The 17,217-nt window shown below is 70.3% G+C and carries 15 protein-coding genes and 1 pseudogene; 6 read left to right on the top strand and 10 right to left on the bottom strand.

Annotation, left to right across the window (positions count from 1 at the left end):
• Nucleotides 1-6: 6 nt before the first annotated feature.
• Nucleotides 7-600 carry a peptide deformylase gene (locus CFRA_RS10280; RefSeq protein WP_075664572.1) on the bottom strand — a complete coding sequence of 198 codons (594 nt, stop codon included), beginning with the start codon at nt 598-600 and terminating at the stop codon, nt 7-9.
• On the opposite strand from CFRA_RS10280, the gene CFRA_RS10275 reads away from it, so the two are divergent.
• From CFRA_RS10275 to CFRA_RS10265, 3 genes are all read left to right on the top strand, one after another.
• Nucleotides 599-832, top strand: a complete 234-nt coding sequence (locus tag CFRA_RS10275) for a DUF3263 domain-containing protein (protein ID WP_075664571.1) — start codon at nt 599-601, stop codon at nt 830-832. The two genes, CFRA_RS10280 and CFRA_RS10275, sit on opposite strands and share 2 nt — an antisense overlap.
• Nucleotides 833-1,015: 183 nt before the next feature.
• Nucleotides 1,016-1,861, top strand: coding sequence for a LytR C-terminal domain-containing protein (locus CFRA_RS10270; protein ID WP_156888008.1), 846 nt, complete (start codon nt 1,016-1,018; stop codon nt 1,859-1,861).
• 205 nt (nt 1,862-2,066) lie between these two features.
• The gene (locus tag CFRA_RS10265) at nt 2,067-3,263 is read left to right on the top strand and encodes a glutamate--cysteine ligase (protein ID WP_083666965.1); all 1,197 of its coding nucleotides are present in this window, start codon (nt 2,067-2,069) and stop codon (nt 3,261-3,263) included.
• A 16-nt stretch (nt 3,264-3,279) separates the two neighbouring features.
• Here CFRA_RS10265 and CFRA_RS10260 read toward each other — a convergent pair whose 3' ends face one another.
• The 9 genes and pseudogenes from CFRA_RS10260 to CFRA_RS10220 form a co-directional block, all read right to left on the bottom strand.
• Nucleotides 3,280-4,527, bottom strand: a complete 1,248-nt coding sequence (locus CFRA_RS10260) for a hypothetical protein (protein ID WP_075664570.1) — start codon at nt 4,525-4,527, stop codon at nt 3,280-3,282.
• Between the two features lie 336 nt (nt 4,528-4,863).
• Nucleotides 4,864-5,241: pseudogene (mnhG, locus tag CFRA_RS10255) on the bottom strand (monovalent cation/H(+) antiporter subunit G); the annotation flags it as partial.
• On the bottom strand, nt 5,241-5,516 hold the full coding sequence (locus CFRA_RS10250) for a monovalent cation/H+ antiporter complex subunit F (RefSeq protein WP_075664569.1): 276 nt from the start codon (nt 5,514-5,516) through the stop codon (nt 5,241-5,243). The gene CFRA_RS10250 and the pseudogene mnhG, both read right to left, overlap by 1 nt.
• A gap of 2 nt (nt 5,517-5,518) precedes the next feature.
• Nucleotides 5,519-6,028 (bottom strand): Na+/H+ antiporter subunit E, encoded by a 510-nt coding sequence (locus tag CFRA_RS10245; protein ID WP_156888103.1) that lies wholly within the window; start codon nt 6,026-6,028, stop codon nt 5,519-5,521.
• Nucleotides 6,028-7,899, bottom strand: coding sequence for a Na+/H+ antiporter subunit D (locus CFRA_RS10240; RefSeq protein ID WP_083666963.1), 1,872 nt, complete (start codon nt 7,897-7,899; stop codon nt 6,028-6,030). Before CFRA_RS10240 ends, CFRA_RS10245 begins: the two co-directional genes overlap by 1 nt.
• Nucleotides 7,892-8,383 (bottom strand): Na(+)/H(+) antiporter subunit C, encoded by a 492-nt coding sequence (locus CFRA_RS10235; RefSeq protein WP_075664567.1) that lies wholly within the window; start codon nt 8,381-8,383, stop codon nt 7,892-7,894. Before CFRA_RS10235 ends, CFRA_RS10240 begins: the two co-directional genes overlap by 8 nt.
• 1 nt (nt 8,384) lies before the next feature.
• Entirely contained in the window at nt 8,385-11,591 is a 3,207-nt protein-coding gene (locus CFRA_RS10230) for a Na+/H+ antiporter subunit A (protein ID WP_083666962.1), read from the bottom strand.
• Between the two features lie 305 nt (nt 11,592-11,896).
• A complete protein-coding gene (locus tag CFRA_RS10225; protein WP_075664566.1) occupies nt 11,897-12,457 on the bottom strand; it encodes a hypothetical protein in 561 nt (186 codons plus the stop codon).
• A gap of 226 nt (nt 12,458-12,683) precedes the next feature.
• Nucleotides 12,684-14,048, bottom strand: coding sequence for a dipeptidase (locus tag CFRA_RS10220; RefSeq protein ID WP_075664565.1), 1,365 nt, complete (start codon nt 14,046-14,048; stop codon nt 12,684-12,686).
• 271 nt (nt 14,049-14,319) lie between these two features.
• Here CFRA_RS10220 and groL point away from each other — a divergent pair, with 271 nt between their 5' ends.
• The 3 genes from groL (at nt 14,320) to CFRA_RS10205 (ending at nt 16,962) form a co-directional block, all read left to right on the top strand.
• Nucleotides 14,320-15,969, top strand: coding sequence for a chaperonin GroEL (groL, locus tag CFRA_RS10215; protein WP_075664564.1), 1,650 nt, complete (start codon nt 14,320-14,322; stop codon nt 15,967-15,969).
• 458 nt (nt 15,970-16,427) lie between these two features.
• On the top strand, nt 16,428-16,646 hold the full coding sequence (locus tag CFRA_RS10210; RefSeq protein WP_075664563.1) for a hypothetical protein: 219 nt from the start codon (nt 16,428-16,430) through the stop codon (nt 16,644-16,646).
• Nucleotides 16,647-16,743: 97 nt separating this feature from the next.
• Nucleotides 16,744-16,962 carry a hypothetical protein gene (locus CFRA_RS10205; protein WP_075664562.1) on the top strand — a complete coding sequence of 73 codons (219 nt, stop codon included), beginning with the start codon at nt 16,744-16,746 and terminating at the stop codon, nt 16,960-16,962.
• Nucleotides 16,963-17,217 lie beyond the last annotated feature (255 nt).

Genomic DNA, 17,217 nt, shown 5'->3' with positions numbered 1-17,217 from the left:
GAGGGGTCAGTCCTCGGGCTCGTCGTCGTGGCCGAAGGGGTCGCGGACCTCGCCCGGGGTCCAGGTGTTGCCCGGGTGGTCCCAGCCGTGGGCCTTGACGGCCTTCTTCGCCGCGCGCTTGTTGCGGCCGATGAGCACGTCCAGGTAGACGTAGCCGTCGAGGTGGCCGACCTCGTGCTGGAAGCAGCGGGCCAAAAAGCCCTCGCCCTCGGCGGAGACCTCGTTGCCGTCGAGGTCGTAGCCGGTGACCTTGGCCCAGTGGGCGCGGCCGGTGGGGAAGCCCTCGCCGGGCACGGACAGGCAGCCCTCGTCGTCGGAGCCGTCGACGGCCGGCATGGTCTGCGGGATCTCGGAGGTCTCCAGGGTGGGGTTGAGGAAGTAGCCCTCGTGCCAGTGGCCCTCGTCGTCGGGGCACTTGTAGACGAAGATGCGCAGGTCGAGGCCCACCTGGTTGGCGGCGAGGCCGACGCCGTGGGCCTTCTCCATGGTCTCGAACATGTCGTCGATGAGCTCGCGGTACTGCGAGAACGGCTCCTCGGCGGGGCGCGTGGGGTTGTGCAGGACGGGGTCGCCGTAGATGACGATGGGCCGGACAGTCATGGCATACAGTTTAGGCATGTCCACCCCGGCCACCGATGCGGACCTCCTCGAGTTCGCCGAACACGCCCCGCGCTCGCCCGGCGCGCGCGACGAGGCGATCCGGGAGCGCCTGGGGATCTCGCCGGTGCGGTACTACCAGCGGTTGAACAGGTTGATTGACGACGCCGACGCGCGCGCGGCGCACCCGTTGCTGATCGCGCGCCTCGAGCGGCTGCGCGACCGGGGGTTGTGAGCGGCCGGCTGCGGGGTGCGCGTGCGGTGGGGTGCGCGCCGGGGTTGCGGGGGAGCGTGCCGGGGGTGCGGGGGATGTGGTTCCGGGGCGCGGGGTGCGCGCCGGGGTCGCTGCGGATTTTCTGTGCGGTCGGCCCGGCATGGCTGCGGACAGATGGTGCGTAAATGTATTAGTGTTACGCGTGTGACTGATGTGAATGGCAACGGCGGACGCCGCGACGGCAACCACGACTACGACGACGTTTACGACGACGCTCACGAGGGGCAGCCCGAGGCGGCCGCCGGCGCGCACGAGGCGCCCGAGCGCGGGGAGGCCCGCGCCGCGGGTGCCGGTGTGGGCGCGACCGGTGCGGGCGCGGCCGGTTCCGGCGCCGCGGCCCGCTCGGGGCTGCCGCTGCGCGGCCTGGCGATGGTGCTCATCGCCGTCGCCGTGCTGCTGGGGCTCTGGGGTGTCTACGCCCTGACCTCCGGCGGGGACGACGAGGCCTCCGACTCCGCGGCCATGAGCGGCTCGGCCGAGCCGGGTGCCGGTCAGGGTCAGGCCGGCCAGAAGGGTCAGGCCGGACAGAACGGCGCGAACGGGCAGAACGGCCGGGGCGGCGAGGACGCCGCCGGCGAGCGCGCCGGGCAGGACGCCGGGGACAAGCAGCACAAGGACGGCGAGGCCGACGGCCGGACCGCCGAGGGCCAGGCCGGCGCGAACGGCGCGGCCGGCCACGGCGACGCCGCCCCGGCCAAGGTCAACGTGCTGAACAACTCCACCGTGCCGGACCTGGCCGCCCGCCTCTCCGACGAGCTCAAGGGCCAGGGCACCGAGGTCGGCTCCGTGGGTAACCTGCCCGGCGAGGTCCTCCAGGTCCCCGAGAACACCGTCTTCTTCCAGCCCGGCAACGCCGACGCCGAGAAGCGCGCCCGCGAGCTGGCCGACCGCGTCGGCGGCGTGGCCCGCGAGTACGACCAGGCGCTGCCCGACGACACCGCCGGCGCCAACGACCTGACGCTGGTCCTCGCCAACGACGTCGCGCTGTAGCGCCCCGGCGCCGGCGTGCCCGGCGCTGGTCCGCCCGGCGTCGGTGTGCCCGACGCCCGTCCATTCGTGGGCCTTTTCATTCACCGCGGCCCGGGTTGGGGCCACCGGATTCCGTCCCCGGCAAAACGGCCGGTAATCTCCAGGTGACGGCGTGAAAACGCCCGAGGACCACACCCGCAACCCCGAAAGGCCGGGCCCAGAAGCGATGACCACTCCGGCACAGACCCGCGGCTGGGAGCACCCCGGTACCCGCTCCGAGATCACCCCGATCCCGTTCAAGCGCAGCCCCCGCCACACCATCGGTGTGGAGTGGGAGGTCGCCCTGATCGACCCGGAGACCCGGGACCTGGCCCCGCGCGCCGCGGAGGTCATCGCGGACGTGCAGGCCAACCACCCGGAGATCCACCTCGAGCGCGAGTTCCTCCAGAACACCGTCGAGCTGGTCACCGGCGTGTGCGACTCCGTGCCGCAGATCGTCGCCGAGCTCGGCCACGACCTGGACGCCGTGCGCGAGGCCGCCGGCAAGCTCGGCCTGAAGCTGTGGGGCTCCGGCTCGCACCCCTTCTCCGACTTCCGCGAGAACCCGGTCAGCGAGAAGGGCTCCTACAACGAGATCATCGAGCGCACCCGCTACTGGGGCAGCCAGATGCTCATCTGGGGCATCCACGTCCACGTCGGCATCAGCCACGAGGACCGCGTGTGGCCGATCATCAACGCGATGATGACCAAGTTCCCGCACCTGCTGGCCCTGACGGCCTCCTCGCCGGGATGGGACGGCATCGACACCGGCTACGCCTCCAACCGCACGATGCTCTACCAGCAGCTGCCCACCGCCGGCCTGCCGTACCAGTTCAGCACCTGGGCCGAGTGGGAGGGCTACATGCACGACCAGGACATCTCCGGGGTGATCAACCACACCGGCTCGATGCACTTCGACATCCGGCCGGCGCCGAAGTGGGGCACCATCGAGGTGCGCGTCTCGGATGCGACCAGCAACCTGCGCGAGCTGGCCGCCGTGGTGGCGCTGACCCACTGCCTGGTCGTCCACTACGACCGGATGATCGACCGCGGCGAGGACCTGCCAATCCTGCAGCCCTGGCACGTCGACGAGAACAAGTGGCGCGCCGCCCGCTACGGGCTCGAGGCGCTGGTGATCACCTCGCAGGCCACCGACGAGCGGTGGGTCTCCGAGGAGCTCTCCGAGCTGGCCGACACCCTGGCCCCGCTGGCCGAGGAGATCGGCTGCGCCGAGGAACTGGCGCTCATCCCGGAGATCCTCGAGCGCGGCGCCGGCTACGCCCGCCAGCGCCGGCTCTTCGAGAAGCACGGCTCCTGGCTGCCGGCCGTCGACGCGACGATCGCGGAGATGGACGAGCTCACCCCGCCCACCCACGGCGAGTAGCGCTGCGACGCCGCCCTTAGGCGGCCTGCGTCGACCGCGGCCTGAGCCAGACCACCGCGCAGCCCACGGCCGCCACCAGGCAGGCGACGAGGGTCATCAGGACGACACCGTGAAAGTCCGCGGACTCGAGCAGGAATCCCCCGGACACTGACCCGGTGATGAGACCGAGCGGCGGGAGGATCTCGGCGCGGCCGCGGGCGGCGGGATGCGCCCGCCCGAAGGCGCTCCCGGCGACCATCGTCGAACCTGCTGTGTAGGCGAACGCCCAGAGCAGGCCGGAGACGATCATCAGCTGGAGCAGGGCCGCGAAACCCGTTTCGCCACCGTCGTGACCGACGTGGATCAGCAGGAGAAGGCCCGAGGCGACGGCGAAGGAGACGGCGGAGACGACGATCGGCCGGAGGCGGGAGAGGAGGAGCGAGGCCAGGAGGATCGGCAGGTACATCGAGGTCAGGTGGACCTGGGAGAGAACGGCGATGCCGCCGCCGTCCATGCCGTCGACCTGGGCCTGCAGTGGGACGACCGTCATGATCACGGTCATGACCAGGTAGCTGAAGAAGCCGATCAGCGCCCCGGCCCGCAGCCGGCCGGAGTCGTCCGGCGCCTCTCCGCGGGGGACGGCCGGGTCCTCCGCTCCGGTGTCTGCACCGGCCTCTGCACCGGCGTCCGCATCGGCACCGGCCTCGCGAGAGCTGAGACGCGGCGGGGTGGACCCCGGGAGGATGACGGAACCCGCGACCGCCGCCAGCCCGAGGGCGGAGACGGCGATGTAGGCGCGGAAGCTCTCCTCCGGGCCGCCGGCCAGGCTGTCGGCCAGCAGGGGCCCCGCGATCGCCCCGATCACACCGGCGAAGAGCACGAGCCCGGTGTCCCAGGCGGAGGGGCGCGGTGAGAAGTCGACCACCAGAAGGCGGTGGTAGTTGGAGAGCCCGATGAAGACCCCGACGAACAGGAGCCCCACGTAGAAGAGCGGCGGCACCTGCAGGCCGGAACCGCAGGCGGTGAGGATGCCTGAGGCCATGCAGCAGGCGCCCGAGATAGCGAAGGTGTTCCGCACGCCGAGGCCCTGGAAGAGTCTCCCGCCGAACCGTGCCCCGAGGATCGTGCCGGCGCCGATCATGACGTACGAGGCGGTGCCGCCCAGCGAGGAGCCGGTCAGGTGGAAACCGGTGCGGACGGTCAGTGCGAGGTCGATTCCGGCGATCGACATGGAGATCGCGTACAGCAGCGCGAACCGCGCGACGTTGAAGAACGGCGAGATCATCGGGTCTCCGCAACAGGTGGTTCGCGTCGCCGGGGGCCCGCCGTCCCGGTGGCGGTCACCGCCGTGCCGTGGTGGGGGAGGGTCTGGGGCTGTCCCCGTGTCCGGGGCATCCGGGCCACGCCGGAAGTTACCCCCGGCCCGCCGCCTCGGCGAGGCGCCCGGGAGAACTCGTGGAGAACATCCGGGCTCCCCTCAGCGTCCGCCAATGCTCGGGCGGCGGGCCGCCGGACGCGCCCGTGCGGCCCGCCCCTACGCCTGCCCGCCGCGGTCCGGCCGGGCGATCTTGCCGGTCTTGGCCGTCTTCGCGGCCTTGCCGGACTTGGACGCCTTGCCGCCCTTGGTGCGCAGGGAACGCTCCGCGGGGGCGTCGTTACGCGACATGTGCTCCGGGGTGCCGTAGAGCCCCTCGCGGCGGGCCACGCGGCCCAGGCGCTGTGCGGTGACCGGGTTGGTCATGAAGGTGAACAGCAGCAGGAGCACGAGCACGCCCAGGTCGCCGCGCTCGGCGACGGAGAAGTGCTCGGAGCCGAGCACGCGGATGATCGCGCCGATGACCGTCAGGATCAGGCCCGTCGTCTGCGGCTTGGTGATCGCGTGCACGCGCGACATGGTGTCGCCGAAGCGGTGCAGGCCGATCGCCGCGGAGAGCACCAGGAAGGCGCCGCAGCAGATGAAGACGAGCGAGACGAGGTCGGTGAAGAACTGCAGGTGCATCAGGAACCGTCCCTCTTGCGGAAGCGGGCGACGGACACCGAGGAGATGAAGCCGAGCAGCGCGACGACGAGCATCGCGTTGGAGACGGTGGTGTCCAGCGTCCAGCAGATGTAGACCGCCAGCGCGCACTGGATCATGGCGACCAGCCCGTCGAGGCCGAGCACGCGGTCCAGGGAGTTCGGGCCGGCGAGGATCTGGTACGTCGTCAGCACGAACGCCACGCAGAACGCGGCGGCGGCGACGGTGAGCACGCCGTTGTAGATGGTGGGGTCCACGGTCAGCTCCTCTCGAAGATTCTGATCATGTCGCGCTCGAGGCGGCGGATGTTCTCGATCTCGGCGTTGAGGTGCTCCTCGTCGTCCGCGTTGAGCAGGTGGACCGTCCACATGCGGTTGGCGATGTCGATGTCGGAGACCGAGCCGCCCGGCTGCAGGTTGTACGCCGCGGTGGCCAGGGTGAGCACCAGCTCGTTGGCCACGCGCATGGGCACGCGCACCACGGCGGTGCGCGGCGGGGCCTGCGGGCGGATGGCCAGCCAGGCGACCTGGACGGAGGCCTGGGCCAGCTGGCCGAACCAGCGCACGACGAAGCCGAAGGCGGCCGGCCAGTTCATCGAGATGTTGCTGATCGGCAGCTTCGGCAGCGGCAGCAGAACCACCACGAAAGCGGCCACGGCCAGCCCGCCGATGACGTTGGCCCAGGTGAACTCGCCCATCAGGAGGATCCACACCAGGGCCAGCAGGATGATGGCCAGGGGGCGGAAGCGGTTACGCAGCCCGTGGTAGATCATCGGGTCTCCTCCTTGTCCGCGTCCTCGTCGCCGCCGGCGTCCGTGTAGGCGTCGGCGCTGTCGCCGTTGGTGCCGGCGTTGACGTCGGCGCGGCCGGCGTCGGGCCGCTGCACCGGAGACTGCCCGCGCTCGCCGGAGTCCAGGCCGTCGGAACCGGCCTTGCGCGCGCCGTCGGTGCCGGGCTCGTCGTCACGTCGGTGGTCCGCACCGGTGTCCTCACGGGTGGTCGGGTCCAGATCGCGGCCCGGGTCGTCGGCCGAGGTGCCCAGCACAGCCTCACGGTAGACCGCGACGTTGGCCGAGGACTCCGCGGCGCGCTCGGTCACGGAGACCAGCGGGCCGGCGAAGAGAGTGATGGCGCACGAGGCGGCCACCAGCAGCGCCGTGGAGGCGACCATGCCGAAGGGCACGCGGCCGACGTCCTCGCGGTCGGCGATCTCGACCTCGTCGGTGATGTCGGCCAGCGGGGAGGGCCGGGCCATGGCCAGGTTGCCCTCCGGGGCGTCCTTGCGGGAGCGCCAGAAGCCCTTGGACCAGACCAGCACCATCACGTAGAGGGTCAGCAGCGAGGTGACCACCGCGCCGCCGATGAGCAGCCAGGCCCAGAACCCGCCGACCTCGGCGCCGGCCTGCATGAGCAGCACCTTGCCGATGAACCCGGAGAACGGCGGGATGCCGCCCAGGTTGATCGCCGGGATGAAGTAGAGCACCGCGATGACCGGGGTGACGTAGAGCAGCGAGCCCAGCCGGCGCAGCGAGGAGGTGCCGGCCTGGCGTTCGATCAGGCCGACGACCAGGAAGAGCGTGGTCTGCACCAGGATGTGGTGCACGGCGTAGAAGATCGCGCCGTTGAGCCCGTGGGCGGTGCCGAGCGCCACGCCGAAGATCATGTAGCCGATGTGGCTGACCAGGGTGAACGACAGGAGTCGTTTCATGTCGTTCTGCGCCATGGCGCCGAGGATGCCCACGAGCATCGTCGCCAGGGCCACGACCATGAGCATCGTCTGCAGCGAGCCGTCGGAGAAGATGACCGTCTGCACGCGGATGATCGAGTAGACGCCGACCTTGGTCAGCAGGCCCGCGAAGACGGCGGTGACCAGCGAGGGCGCGGTGGGGTAGGAGTCCGGCAGCCAGGCGTCCAGCGGGAAGATGGCGGCCTTGATGCCGAAGGCGACCAGCAGCACGCCGAAGATGGCGGCGCGGGTGCCGTTCGGCACGTCCTCCATGCGGATGCCGACCTGGGCCATGTTGACCGTGCCCACGGCGGCGTAGACCATGGCCAGCCCGAAGAGGAAGACCATGGAGGAGGCCATCGAGACCATCACGTAGCTGACGCCGGCGCGCACACGTGACGCGGAGCCCGACAGTGTCAGCAGCACGTAGGAGGCGACGAGGAATACCTCGAAGCCGACGTAGAGGTTGAACAGGTCGCCGGCGAGGAACGAGATGTTCACGCCCATCGACAGCAGCAGGTAGGTCGGCACGAAGACGGCGACCGGGTCGTGCTCGTCGCCGTCGCGGATGCCCTGCGAGATGCCGTACCACATCACCGCGAACAGCACGAGGCCGGAGACGGTGAGCATCACCGTCGAGAGCCGGTCGGCCACCAGCGTGATGCCCACCGGGGCCTGCCAGCCGCCGATCTGCAGGGTCTGCACGCCGAGCGAGTCGACGACGATGACCATGATCGCCGAGAGCGTGATCGTGGCCAGCAGCGCGATGAAGGCGATGGTGCGCTGGATCATCGGGTGCCGGGAGAAGACCAGCGCGAGCGCGGCGGCCAGCGCGGGGATCAGGATCGGCAGGGGGATCAGGTAGGCGATCACGGGCCCGACGGTGCCGACGAGCCCGGAGAAGTACTCACTCATCGTCCTCCCCCTTCACCGGTGCCTCGAAGGAGCGGGGACCGAAGGTGTCGCCCTCGGAGGTGGGGCTGCCGGTCTCCGGGTCGTCGGAGGCGTCGTGGTCGGGGGCCGCGGCGGCGGTGGTGGGCCGCGCGGCGATGGCGGCGTCCTCGACGTCGTCCTCGATGACGTCCGCCGTGCGGTAGCGGTACTGGCGGTAGGCCAGGGTGAGGATGAACGCGGTCATCGCCATGGAGATGACGATGGCGGTCAGGATCATCGCCTGCGCCAGCGGGTCGGCGATCAGTCCGTCGTGGGCCTCGCTGTCGCGGCCCTCGATCGGCGGGGCGCCGGCGCCGCCGCCGGCCTGCAGGATGAGCAGGTTGGCGCCGTTGCCGATGAGCAGCAGCCCCAGCATCATCTTCGTCATGGCGCGGTCGAGCACCAGGTAGACCCCGGCGGCGACCATGGTGCCGGCGGCGAGCAGCAGGAAGAGGTTGGCGACCATCTCAGCGCTCCTTTCCGTCGGTGTCGTTGTCGGTGTCGTGCTTGCCGACGCCGCGTGGGGCGCCGTGGGCGACTGACTCGCCCTTGCCGGTGGCGTCCGAGCCGCCGGCCGCGTCCGCGGCCGCGCGTTCGGCGGCCTCGTCGGCGGCGGTGCGGGCGTGGGCGGTCCAGTCGGGCTTGGGTCTCTCGGCCGCGGCCGTCTCCGCCGCACCGGAGGCGCCGGCGGGCACCGGCACCGGTATCGGCGGCGAGGCGGCGATCTTGCGCGGCATCTTCTCCGCGTTGGCGTTCGCCCGGGCGCGGGCGCTGGCGCGGCGGCGCTCGGTGGCGCGGGCCACGGAGCGGGCGCGGTCGCGGGCGCGCTGGCGGCGGCGCTCCTCGTCGAGGTCGATGCGCCCGCCCAGCGAGGTCAGGATGTGCATGGCCAGGCCGACGACGATGATGTAGACGCCGGCGTCGAAGAGCAGGGCCGAGGGCACGTGCATGTCGCCGACGAGCGGGACGGTCAGGTCCCAGACCTCGGAGGACAGCGGCGGCCGGCCGATGAACATCGGCCACACCGCACCGGCGACGGCCGCGATCAGGCCGGTGCCGAGGATGCGCGAGGGGTCGACCGGCAGGGTCGCCTCGAGCTCGGGGCGACCGCCGGCGAGGTAGCGCAGGCACAGCGCGAGCGCGGCGACCAGGCCGCCGGCGAAGCCGCCGCCGGGGGCGTTGTGGCCGGCGAAGAAGAAGTAGAGGGAGACCAGCATCATCGCCGGGAAGGCGAGGCGGGTGACCACGTCGACCATCAGGGAACGGTTCTGCGCCTTCTCGGTCTCGATGTCGGCGGAGAGCCAACGGCGGCCCACGGCGCGCAGCGTCGGGCGGTGCGAGGACCGGGAGAAGGAGCGGGTGCCGTAGATCAGGGAGGCCACGCCGACGGCGGCGATGACGATCACGGAGACCTCGCCCATGGTGTCCCAGGCGCGCAGGTCGACGAGCAGCACGTTGACGGTGTTGGCGCCGTGGCCGATCTCCTTGGCCAGGGCTGGCATGAGCTCGGAGATGGGCCGCTCGGAGCGGGCGTTCATGGCGAAGAGCGCCACGATGGTCACCGACAGGCCGGTCGCCGCGGACAGCCAGGCGCGGGCCCGGTTGCCCTTCGGGGTGCCCTTCCACTCGGTGGTGGTGGGCATCTTGCGCAGGACCAGCATGAAGATGACCATCTGGATGGTCTCGACGAGCACCTGGGTCAGGGCCAGGTCCGGGGCGCCGTGCAGGGCGAAGATCATCGCCAGGCCGTAGCCGGTCACGCCGACCATGATCACGCCGGACAGCCGGTTGTGGGTGCGGGTGGCGCCGAGGGCGGCGAAGATGATGATGGTCGCGGCCATGGCCTGCCAGGGGCTGGCCCAGACCTCCATGCGCACGTCGTCGCGGTCGCCGAAGATCAGGGCGGTCAGCGGCATGGCGGCGAGCACGGCGAAGATGACGCCGAGGTTGATCATCAGGGAGCCGCGCTGGGTGGAGGCGGTCAGGCGCAGCGAGATGGTGCGCAGGAAGCTGATGACGGCGTCGTAGGCGGCGTTGGCGTCGCCGAGCGCGGGCTCGGCGAGCTGCAGGCGGTGGACCACGCTGCGCTGCCAGAACATCACGGCACCGCCGGCGATGATGATCGCGGAAAGGCCGAGCGCCGGGGTCAGGCCGTGCCACAGCGCCAGGTGCGAGGCCTCGGTGCCCGGGAAGCGGGAGCCGAGGTACTGGGCGACCGCGCCGTCGAGCGGGGCGGGCCACAGGCCGAGGCCGACGGTGAAGACGGTGAGCACCACGGGCGAGAGCCACAGCTTGGGCCCGTAGGGGTGCATGGTGGCGATCGCCTCGGAGGTGCCGCCGCCGGAGGGGTGGTCCCCGGGCTTGGTGGCGAAGGCTCCGTAGAGGAAGAACAGGCTGTAGGCCATGGTCAGGATGCTGCCGAGCACCAGGCCGACGATCATCAGCGAGCTGGGCATGCCGACCAGGAGCGGCTCGTCCATGACCTTGTCCAGCGCGGTCTCCTTGGCCACGAAGCCGAAGAGCGGCGGGATGCCGGCCATGGAGGCGGCGGCGATGACGGCGAGGGCGAACATGAACGGCCGCTTGCGGCCCAGCCCGGAGATCTCCTCGACGTCACGGGTGCCCGAGGTGTGGTCGATGGCGCCGACGATCATGAACAGCGTCGCCTTGAACAGCGAGTGGCCGAAGGTCAGCGCGAGGCCGGCGAGCTGGGCCTCCCGCGAGCCGATCGCGACCACGGACATGATGAAGCCGAGCTGGGAGACGGTGCCGTAGGCCAGGATCAGCTTGAGGTCCTTCTGGCGCAGCGCCATCCAGCCGGCCACCAGCATGGTCATCAGGCCCATCGGGATGATGACCAGGTACCAGGCGCCGACGACGTTGAAGTCCGGGGCCAGGCGGGCGACCAGGTAGATGCCGGCCTTGACCATCGCCGCGGAGTGCAGGTAGGCCGAGACCGGCGTCGGGGCGGCCATCGCGCCGGGCAGCCAGAAGTGGAAGGGGAAGATCGCGGACTTCGACAGCGCACCGGCGAGGATGAGGATGACGGAGACGACGATGTAGGGCTGCCCGGCCAGGTCCTCGATGCCGGGGATCTCCGAGAGGTTCCAGACCCCGGTCGTCGAGCCGAAGAGGATGATGCCGACGAGCATGGCGAGTCCGCCGAGGGTGGTCACCATCAGCGCCTGGCCGGCCGCGCGGCGCGACGAGGCGCGCTCGCCGTAGTAGCCGACGAGCAGGAAGGAGAGCACGGAGGTGATCTCCCAGAACACGTACATCAGAAGCATCGCGTCGGAGATGACCAGGCCGTACATGGCGGTGGCGAAGAGCACCATCTCGCCGCCGAACTTGGCCAGGCGGCGCGGGGCGGAGTCGAAGTAGCCCCAGCAGTAGAGCAGCACCAGCGCGCCGACGCCCAGGATGATCAGGCTGAACAGGGCGCTGAGCCCGTCCATGCGGAACTCGAGGTTGAGGTGCAGCGGGTCGAGCCAGCGGTAGGTGGCGGTCAGGGTGCCGCCGTCGGCGAAGTTGCCGTCGACGAAGTGCCGTGCCGTCCAGACGAATCCCGCGGCCGGCACGAGCGCGAGGAGCCCGAAGCCGGCCCGGCCCATGGCCCGGATCAGCGGTGGCGCGGCCGCCGAGGTGACGGCGAGGGCACAGAGCAGGATCAGCACGCGGTGAAACTCCCCTTTTCACTTCGGTCGGGCAGGGCCAGGAAACCGGACCGGTAAGACACCCGAGCCGCGGGCCGGCGGGGGCGCTGCTGAACCCGCGCGCGGAATTCGGCCGCGGCGGGCTGAGGGGACGGGGATCTATGGGACACGGCCAACACGCCAGAGTGTACCTATATGTTTCCTGGCCCGTCGTTCCGCGCCGGGGAGGTCACACCCGCCCGGGCCCGGTCCGGGGTCGCCCTGGGCCGCGCGGCGGGACCGTCCCGGAGTGTGCGGGAGGACCGTCCCGGAGTCCGCGGAGGCGCTCAGCCGTGGATGCGCTCGGCGGCGCACGTCAGCGCGTGGACGACGGAGGTCTGCGGGTCGGGGCCGAAGCCCATCGCCCAGGCGGTGCGGTTCTTCCAGGAACCGCGGACGAAGGTGACCGTGGCCTCGAAGAGCGGGTACTGGTGGAAGTCCAGGATCTCGACGGCGCGGCCGGCGTCCGCCAGCAGCTCCGAGCAGGCCGCCGCGGGGCCGGAGGCGTCGATCTCGTGGAACTCCTCGCGCGGGGCGTGGGTCTTGGAGCGCCGGGTCGCGGAGATGCCGAAGCGGAAGGTGCAGTTGTCCCTGCGGGTGCTGGTGACGTGGTTGACCGCCAGGCGCGCCTCGGGGGAGTAGATGGTCAGGAACAGCTGCCAGTCCATCCCGGCGGCCTCCTCGCGCAGCCCGCGGGGCAGGCGGCGGGTGCCGTAGCGGCGGAAGAAGGGGTCGTCCCCGTCGTCGCGATGGCCGGGTGTGTCCGTGGTCCGCGGCGCGGTGGTGGTGCGACGGGTGGGGGTCTGGGTGCTGGCGGTGTCGGCGGTGGTGACGGAGAAGGCGTTCATCGTTCGGTCCTCGTGAAAGTGCGTGGGTGCAGTTGATGGACCGACTCTTCGGCGATGTGGTGCGACGGCTGAACCCCCATGCGCGGGGGTCAGTCCCTATCCCGCGCTGGGGTACGTAGCCTCGGCTACTCGCTGAAGAAGATCGATGAGGTGAGTCACATCGGTGAGCGTATATCGCGCAGCGCTCACCGTGCAAGGGTTTCGCCGGATTTTTCTCCCGGGCCGCCTACTTTCCGTAACGCAGCAGGAAGAGGGCCTCGGCGACGGCGAGGTTCTCGATCTCGGTCGGGTCGACCGACTCGTTGGGCGCGTGGATGCCGGTGCGCGGCTCCTCGACGCCGAACAGGGCGATCTCCGCGTCCGGGTGCGCGTCCTGGAGCACCTTGGTCAGCGGGATCGAGCCGCCGGAGCCGATGGCGGAGCACTCGGCGGCGCCGTAGGCCTCGGCGAGGCAGTCGCCGAGCAGGTGCACGGCGGGGCGCGAGGTGTCGCAGTCGAAGCCCTCGTTGACGTCGTCGATGGAGACCTCGACCTGCGCGCCCCACGGGGCGTGGTTGCGCAGGTGCTCGGCGAGCTTCTCGGCGACCTCGGCCGGGTCGTCGGAGGCCGCCACGCGCAGGTTCAGCCGTGCGCTGGCCGTGGCGGGCACGGCGTTGACGGCCTCGTCGACCGGGGTGGAGGTCCAGCCGGTCAGGGTCACCGCGGGGCGGGCCCAGACCAGGTCGGAGGGCTGGTCGCCGCCGGTGCCCATGATGCTGACGCCGTCGAGCACGCCGGCGTCGGCGCGGAAGGCCTCCTCGGTGTAGGGCTCGCCCGGCCAGGTCGCCGAGGTGTCCACGCCCTCGATCACGGTGCGGCCCGAGACGTCGCGGAGCGAGTCGAGCATGCGCACCAGGGCGAAGGCGGCGTCCGGGGCCGCACCGCCGAACATGCCGGAGTGCATGGCGGCCTCGAGGGTGCGCACGGTGACGGTGACCTGGGCGCCACCGCGCAGCGAGGTGGTCAGCGTCGGGGTGCCCACGGCGGCGTTGCCGGTGTCGGCGATGAGGATCGCGTCGGCGTCGGTCAGCTCCGGGCGCTCGGCGACGAGGTCGTCGAGGCCGGCGCCGCCCTGCTCCTCGGAGCCCTCGGCCACGAGGATGAGGCCGAGGTCGGTGCCGCCGGCGGCCTCGACGGCGCGCAGGGCGGCCAGGTGCATGGCGACGTTGCCCTTGCAGTCGGCCGAGCCGCGGCCGTACCAGCGCCCGTCGCGCTCGGTCAGGGTGAACGGGTCGGTCTCCCACGCCTCGCGTGCGCCGGCGGCGACGACGTCGTAGTGGCAGTAGAGGAGGACGGTCGGTGCGCCGCCGTTGGCGGCGCGGCGGCCGACGACGGCGAGGGAGCCGTCGGTGGTCTCGAGCTTGTCGACGTCGAGCCCGGCGGCGGTGAAGGCCTTCGCGACCCAGTCCGCCGCGGCGGCGGTCTGGTCGGTCAGTTCCGGGTCACCGTGCACGGAGTTGAAGGAGACGAGCTCGGAGAGTTCGCGGAAGACGGTCTCGCGGTCGCCGGCGACGGACTCGCGCACGGCCTGGGTCTGGGTGTCGTTGCTCATGGGCCCACTGTAACTACCCGTGCTGTAACTACCCGCGTCGCGCGCGAGAGCGGCCGCGGGGCCCGTCCGGGCGGGCCCGGAGAGGGCGATCGTGATCTTGCACTCGCAGGGGTCGACTGCTAGAACGGGATCTAGCACTTCACACCGATGAGTGCCAGACAGCGGGTGAGGTTGGCCAACACTCGACCGACCGTGCCGTCGCGGGCGCCTGCTGGCCGATGAACAGACGTGAGTGTCGTCCCCGACAAATCTTTAAAGGAGTAGCAACCACATGGCAAAGATCATCTCCTTCAACGAGGAAGCGCGCCGCGGCCTGGAGAAGGGCCTGAACACGCTCGCCGACGCCGTGAAGGTCACCCTGGGGCCGAAGGGCCGCAACGTCGTGCTCGAGAAGTCCTGGGGCGCGCCGACCATTACCAACGACGGTGTCTCCATCGCCCGTGAGATCGATCTCGAGGACCCCTACGAGAAGATCGGCGCCGAGCTGGTCAAGGAGGTCGCCAAGAAGACCGACGACGTCGCCGGCGACGGCACCACCACCGCCACCGTGCTGGCCCAGGCGCTCGTGCGCGAGGGCCTGCGTAACGTCGCGGCCGGTTCCTCCCCGATGGGCATCAAGCGCGGCATCGAGGCCGCCGTCGAGGCCGTGACCAAGAAGCTCTTCGAGCAGGCCAAGGAGGTCGAGACCGAGGAGCAGATCGCCGCGACCGCCGGCATCTCCGCCGCCGACCCCGAGATCGGCAAGCAGATCGCCCGTGCCATGTACGCCGTGGGCAACGGCGAGGTCAACAAGGACTCCGTCATCACCGTCGAGGAGTCCAACACCTTCGGTGTGGACCTCGAGGTCACCGAGGGCATGCGCTTCGACAAGGGCTTCATCTCCGGTTACTTCGCCACCGACATGGAGCGTCAGGAGGCCGTGCTCGAGGATCCCTACATCCTCCTGGTCTCCGCGAAGATCTCCAACGTCAAGGACCTGCTGCCGCTGCTCGAGAAGGTCATGCAGTCCGGCAAGCCGCTGCTGATCATCGCCGAGGACGTCGAGGGCGAGGCCCTGTCCACCCTCGTGGTCAACAAGATCCGCGGCACCTTCAAGTCCGTCGCCGTCAAGGCCCCGGGCTTCGGCGACCGCCGCAAGGCGCAGCTGCAGGACATGGCCATCCTCACCGGCGGCCAGGTCATCTCCGAGGAGGTCGGCCTCTCGCTCGAGACCGCCGACCTGCCGATGCTGGGCACCGCCCGCAAGGTCGTCGTCAACAAGGACGAGACCACCATCGTCCAGGGCGCCGGCTCCCAGGAGCAGATCGAGGGCCGCATCAAGCAGATCCGCGCCGAGATCGAGAACTCCGACTCCGACTACGACCGTGAGAAGCTGCAGGAGCGCCTGGCCAAGCTGGCTGGCGGCGTGGCCGTGCTCAAGGTCGGTGCCGCCACCGAGGTGGAGCTCAAGGAGCGCAAGCACCGCATCGAGGACGCCGTGCGCAACGCCAAGGCCGCGGTCGAGGAAGGCCTCGTCGCCGGCGGCGGCGTCGCCCTGCTGCAGGCCTCCCACGTGCTGGAGGACGACCTGGGTCTGAAGGGCGACGAGGCCACGGGCGTGAAGATCGTCCGCGAGTCCCTGTCCGCCCCGCTGAAGCAGATCGCGCACAACGCGGGCCTGGAGCCCGGCGTGGTCACCGCCAAGGTCGAGTCCCTGCCGGCCGGTGAGGGTCTCAACGCCGCCACGGGCGAGTACATCGACCTGATGGCCGCGGGCGTCTCCGACCCGGTCAAGGTCACCCGCTCCGCGCTGCAGAACGCGGCCTCCATCGCCGCGCTCTTCCTGACCACCGAGGCCGTCGTCGCCGACAAGCCGGAGCCTGCGGGCGCCGGTGCCGACGCCGACGCCGCGGCCGCGATGGGTGGCATGGGCGGCTTCTGATCCGTCTCCCAAGCCACGTGGCCGCCGCCACTGACCGGTTCTGACCGGGTCACCGGCGGCGAGGGCCGCCCCCGAAAGAGGGGGCGGCCCTCTTTCTGTGAGGCACCTGAAAAGTTGAATTCCAGGTGAATAACACGGAAGTAAAGCAAGGAATATTCCCCACTTATGTGGGCAGGTCCGAGCGTTACAATTCCATTCAGAAAGCATTATCCCAGGTCAGGGGTGTGCCGGAGTTTCATAGCGAAAATATTGGTCTGTATTTCCTGCCTGCCTGGAACCTGGGAGCGACGGAGCTCACATTTTTTCGGTTGACGGGTGAATCCTTTGTGGCAAGATGATCCCTGTGAGCACGGCGCCAGGCGCGAGCGTAGGGGGTAACCTACGGGCCTCACGGCCGCCGAGCTTCGCGTCACATTCATACCGGCCGCAACCGCGGTCCGCACGACAAGGAGTAGAGCATGGACTTCTCCGTCCTTTCCCAGATCTGGTCGCAGCAGTTCGACGAGCTGTCCACCTTCGCCGAGAACATCAAGGTCTTCTTCCAGGGCATCCCGGACTTCTTCATCCAGCTGGCCAAGTCCTTCGGTAGCGAGAACATCGACAACACCAAGGGCCTGTTCCCGACCGAGACCACTGAGGCTCCGGCCTCGGATGCCGGTACCGACGGCGCTGCCTAAGACTGATCTAGCTGTCAGCTCCCTACGCTGACGGCTTGAACTGCCCCACCTGGGGCAACAACTCATCACACCTACTTCTTCGAAAAGGGGAAACGCTATGGCTAACGAGCCGCAGATCGACAACACCTTCACGGGCGACGACGGCAAGGCCACCGAGGCCTGGACCAACCTGCAGAACTGGAACTTCCTGTCCTCCGGCTGGGGCGAGGGCGATGACCACCAGGACACCGTCATCTCTGCTCTGCTGAACACCTTCGGTGGCGTCTTCGCTGACACCGCCGAGGCCATCTCCAAGCTGTTCGGCCTGTTCCGCTAAGGAACTCTCGGCACTGAGTCGCTGAGACTCTGGAGCCTTGAGCGCCCCGCACCTTCGGGTGGCGGGGCGCTTTCGCATGTTCGGGGGTCGGCCTTGCCGCCCCGGGGCGGCTGGCGTCGTGTCTGACTGTCAGCATCGGCCGGCGCACCGCACACGCCGAACGTGCCGCACACGCCTTGCGGGTCCACGGGATGTGGTCTCCGGGGGGTGTGGTACACCGCCCGATCACCCCTGACGGGAGTCGCCGACGTCACC

It is taken from the genome of Corynebacterium frankenforstense DSM 45800, from assembly GCF_001941485.1.
In the GTDB taxonomy this organism is placed as follows: Bacteria; Actinomycetota; Actinomycetes; order Mycobacteriales; family Mycobacteriaceae; genus Corynebacterium; species Corynebacterium frankenforstense.
This window is presented reverse-complemented; position numbering and strand designations above follow the sequence as displayed.

Coding starts and splice junctions, on each gene's coding strand:
- CFRA_RS10275 (WP_075664571.1), top strand. CDS start 599: ATGGCATACAGTTTAGGCATGTCCACCCCGGCCACCGATGCGGACCTC.
- CFRA_RS10280 (WP_075664572.1), bottom strand. CDS start 600: ATGACTGTCCGGCCCATCGTCATCTACGGCGACCCCGTCCTGCACAAC.
- CFRA_RS10265 (WP_083666965.1), top strand. CDS start 2,067: ATGACCACTCCGGCACAGACCCGCGGCTGGGAGCACCCCGGTACCCGC.
- CFRA_RS10260 (WP_075664570.1), bottom strand. CDS start 4,527: ATGATCTCGCCGTTCTTCAACGTCGCGCGGTTCGCGCTGCTGTACGCG.
- CFRA_RS10240 (WP_083666963.1), bottom strand. CDS start 7,899: ATGAGTGAGTACTTCTCCGGGCTCGTCGGCACCGTCGGGCCCGTGATC.
- CFRA_RS10235 (WP_075664567.1), bottom strand. CDS start 8,383: ATGGTCGCCAACCTCTTCCTGCTGCTCGCCGCCGGCACCATGGTCGCC.
- CFRA_RS10225 (WP_075664566.1), bottom strand. CDS start 12,457: ATGAACGCCTTCTCCGTCACCACCGCCGACACCGCCAGCACCCAGACC.
- CFRA_RS10220 (WP_075664565.1), bottom strand. CDS start 14,048: ATGAGCAACGACACCCAGACCCAGGCCGTGCGCGAGTCCGTCGCCGGC.
- groL (WP_075664564.1), top strand. CDS start 14,320: ATGGCAAAGATCATCTCCTTCAACGAGGAAGCGCGCCGCGGCCTGGAG.
- CFRA_RS10210 (WP_075664563.1), top strand. CDS start 16,428: ATGGACTTCTCCGTCCTTTCCCAGATCTGGTCGCAGCAGTTCGACGAG.
- CFRA_RS10205 (WP_075664562.1), top strand. CDS start 16,744: ATGGCTAACGAGCCGCAGATCGACAACACCTTCACGGGCGACGACGGC.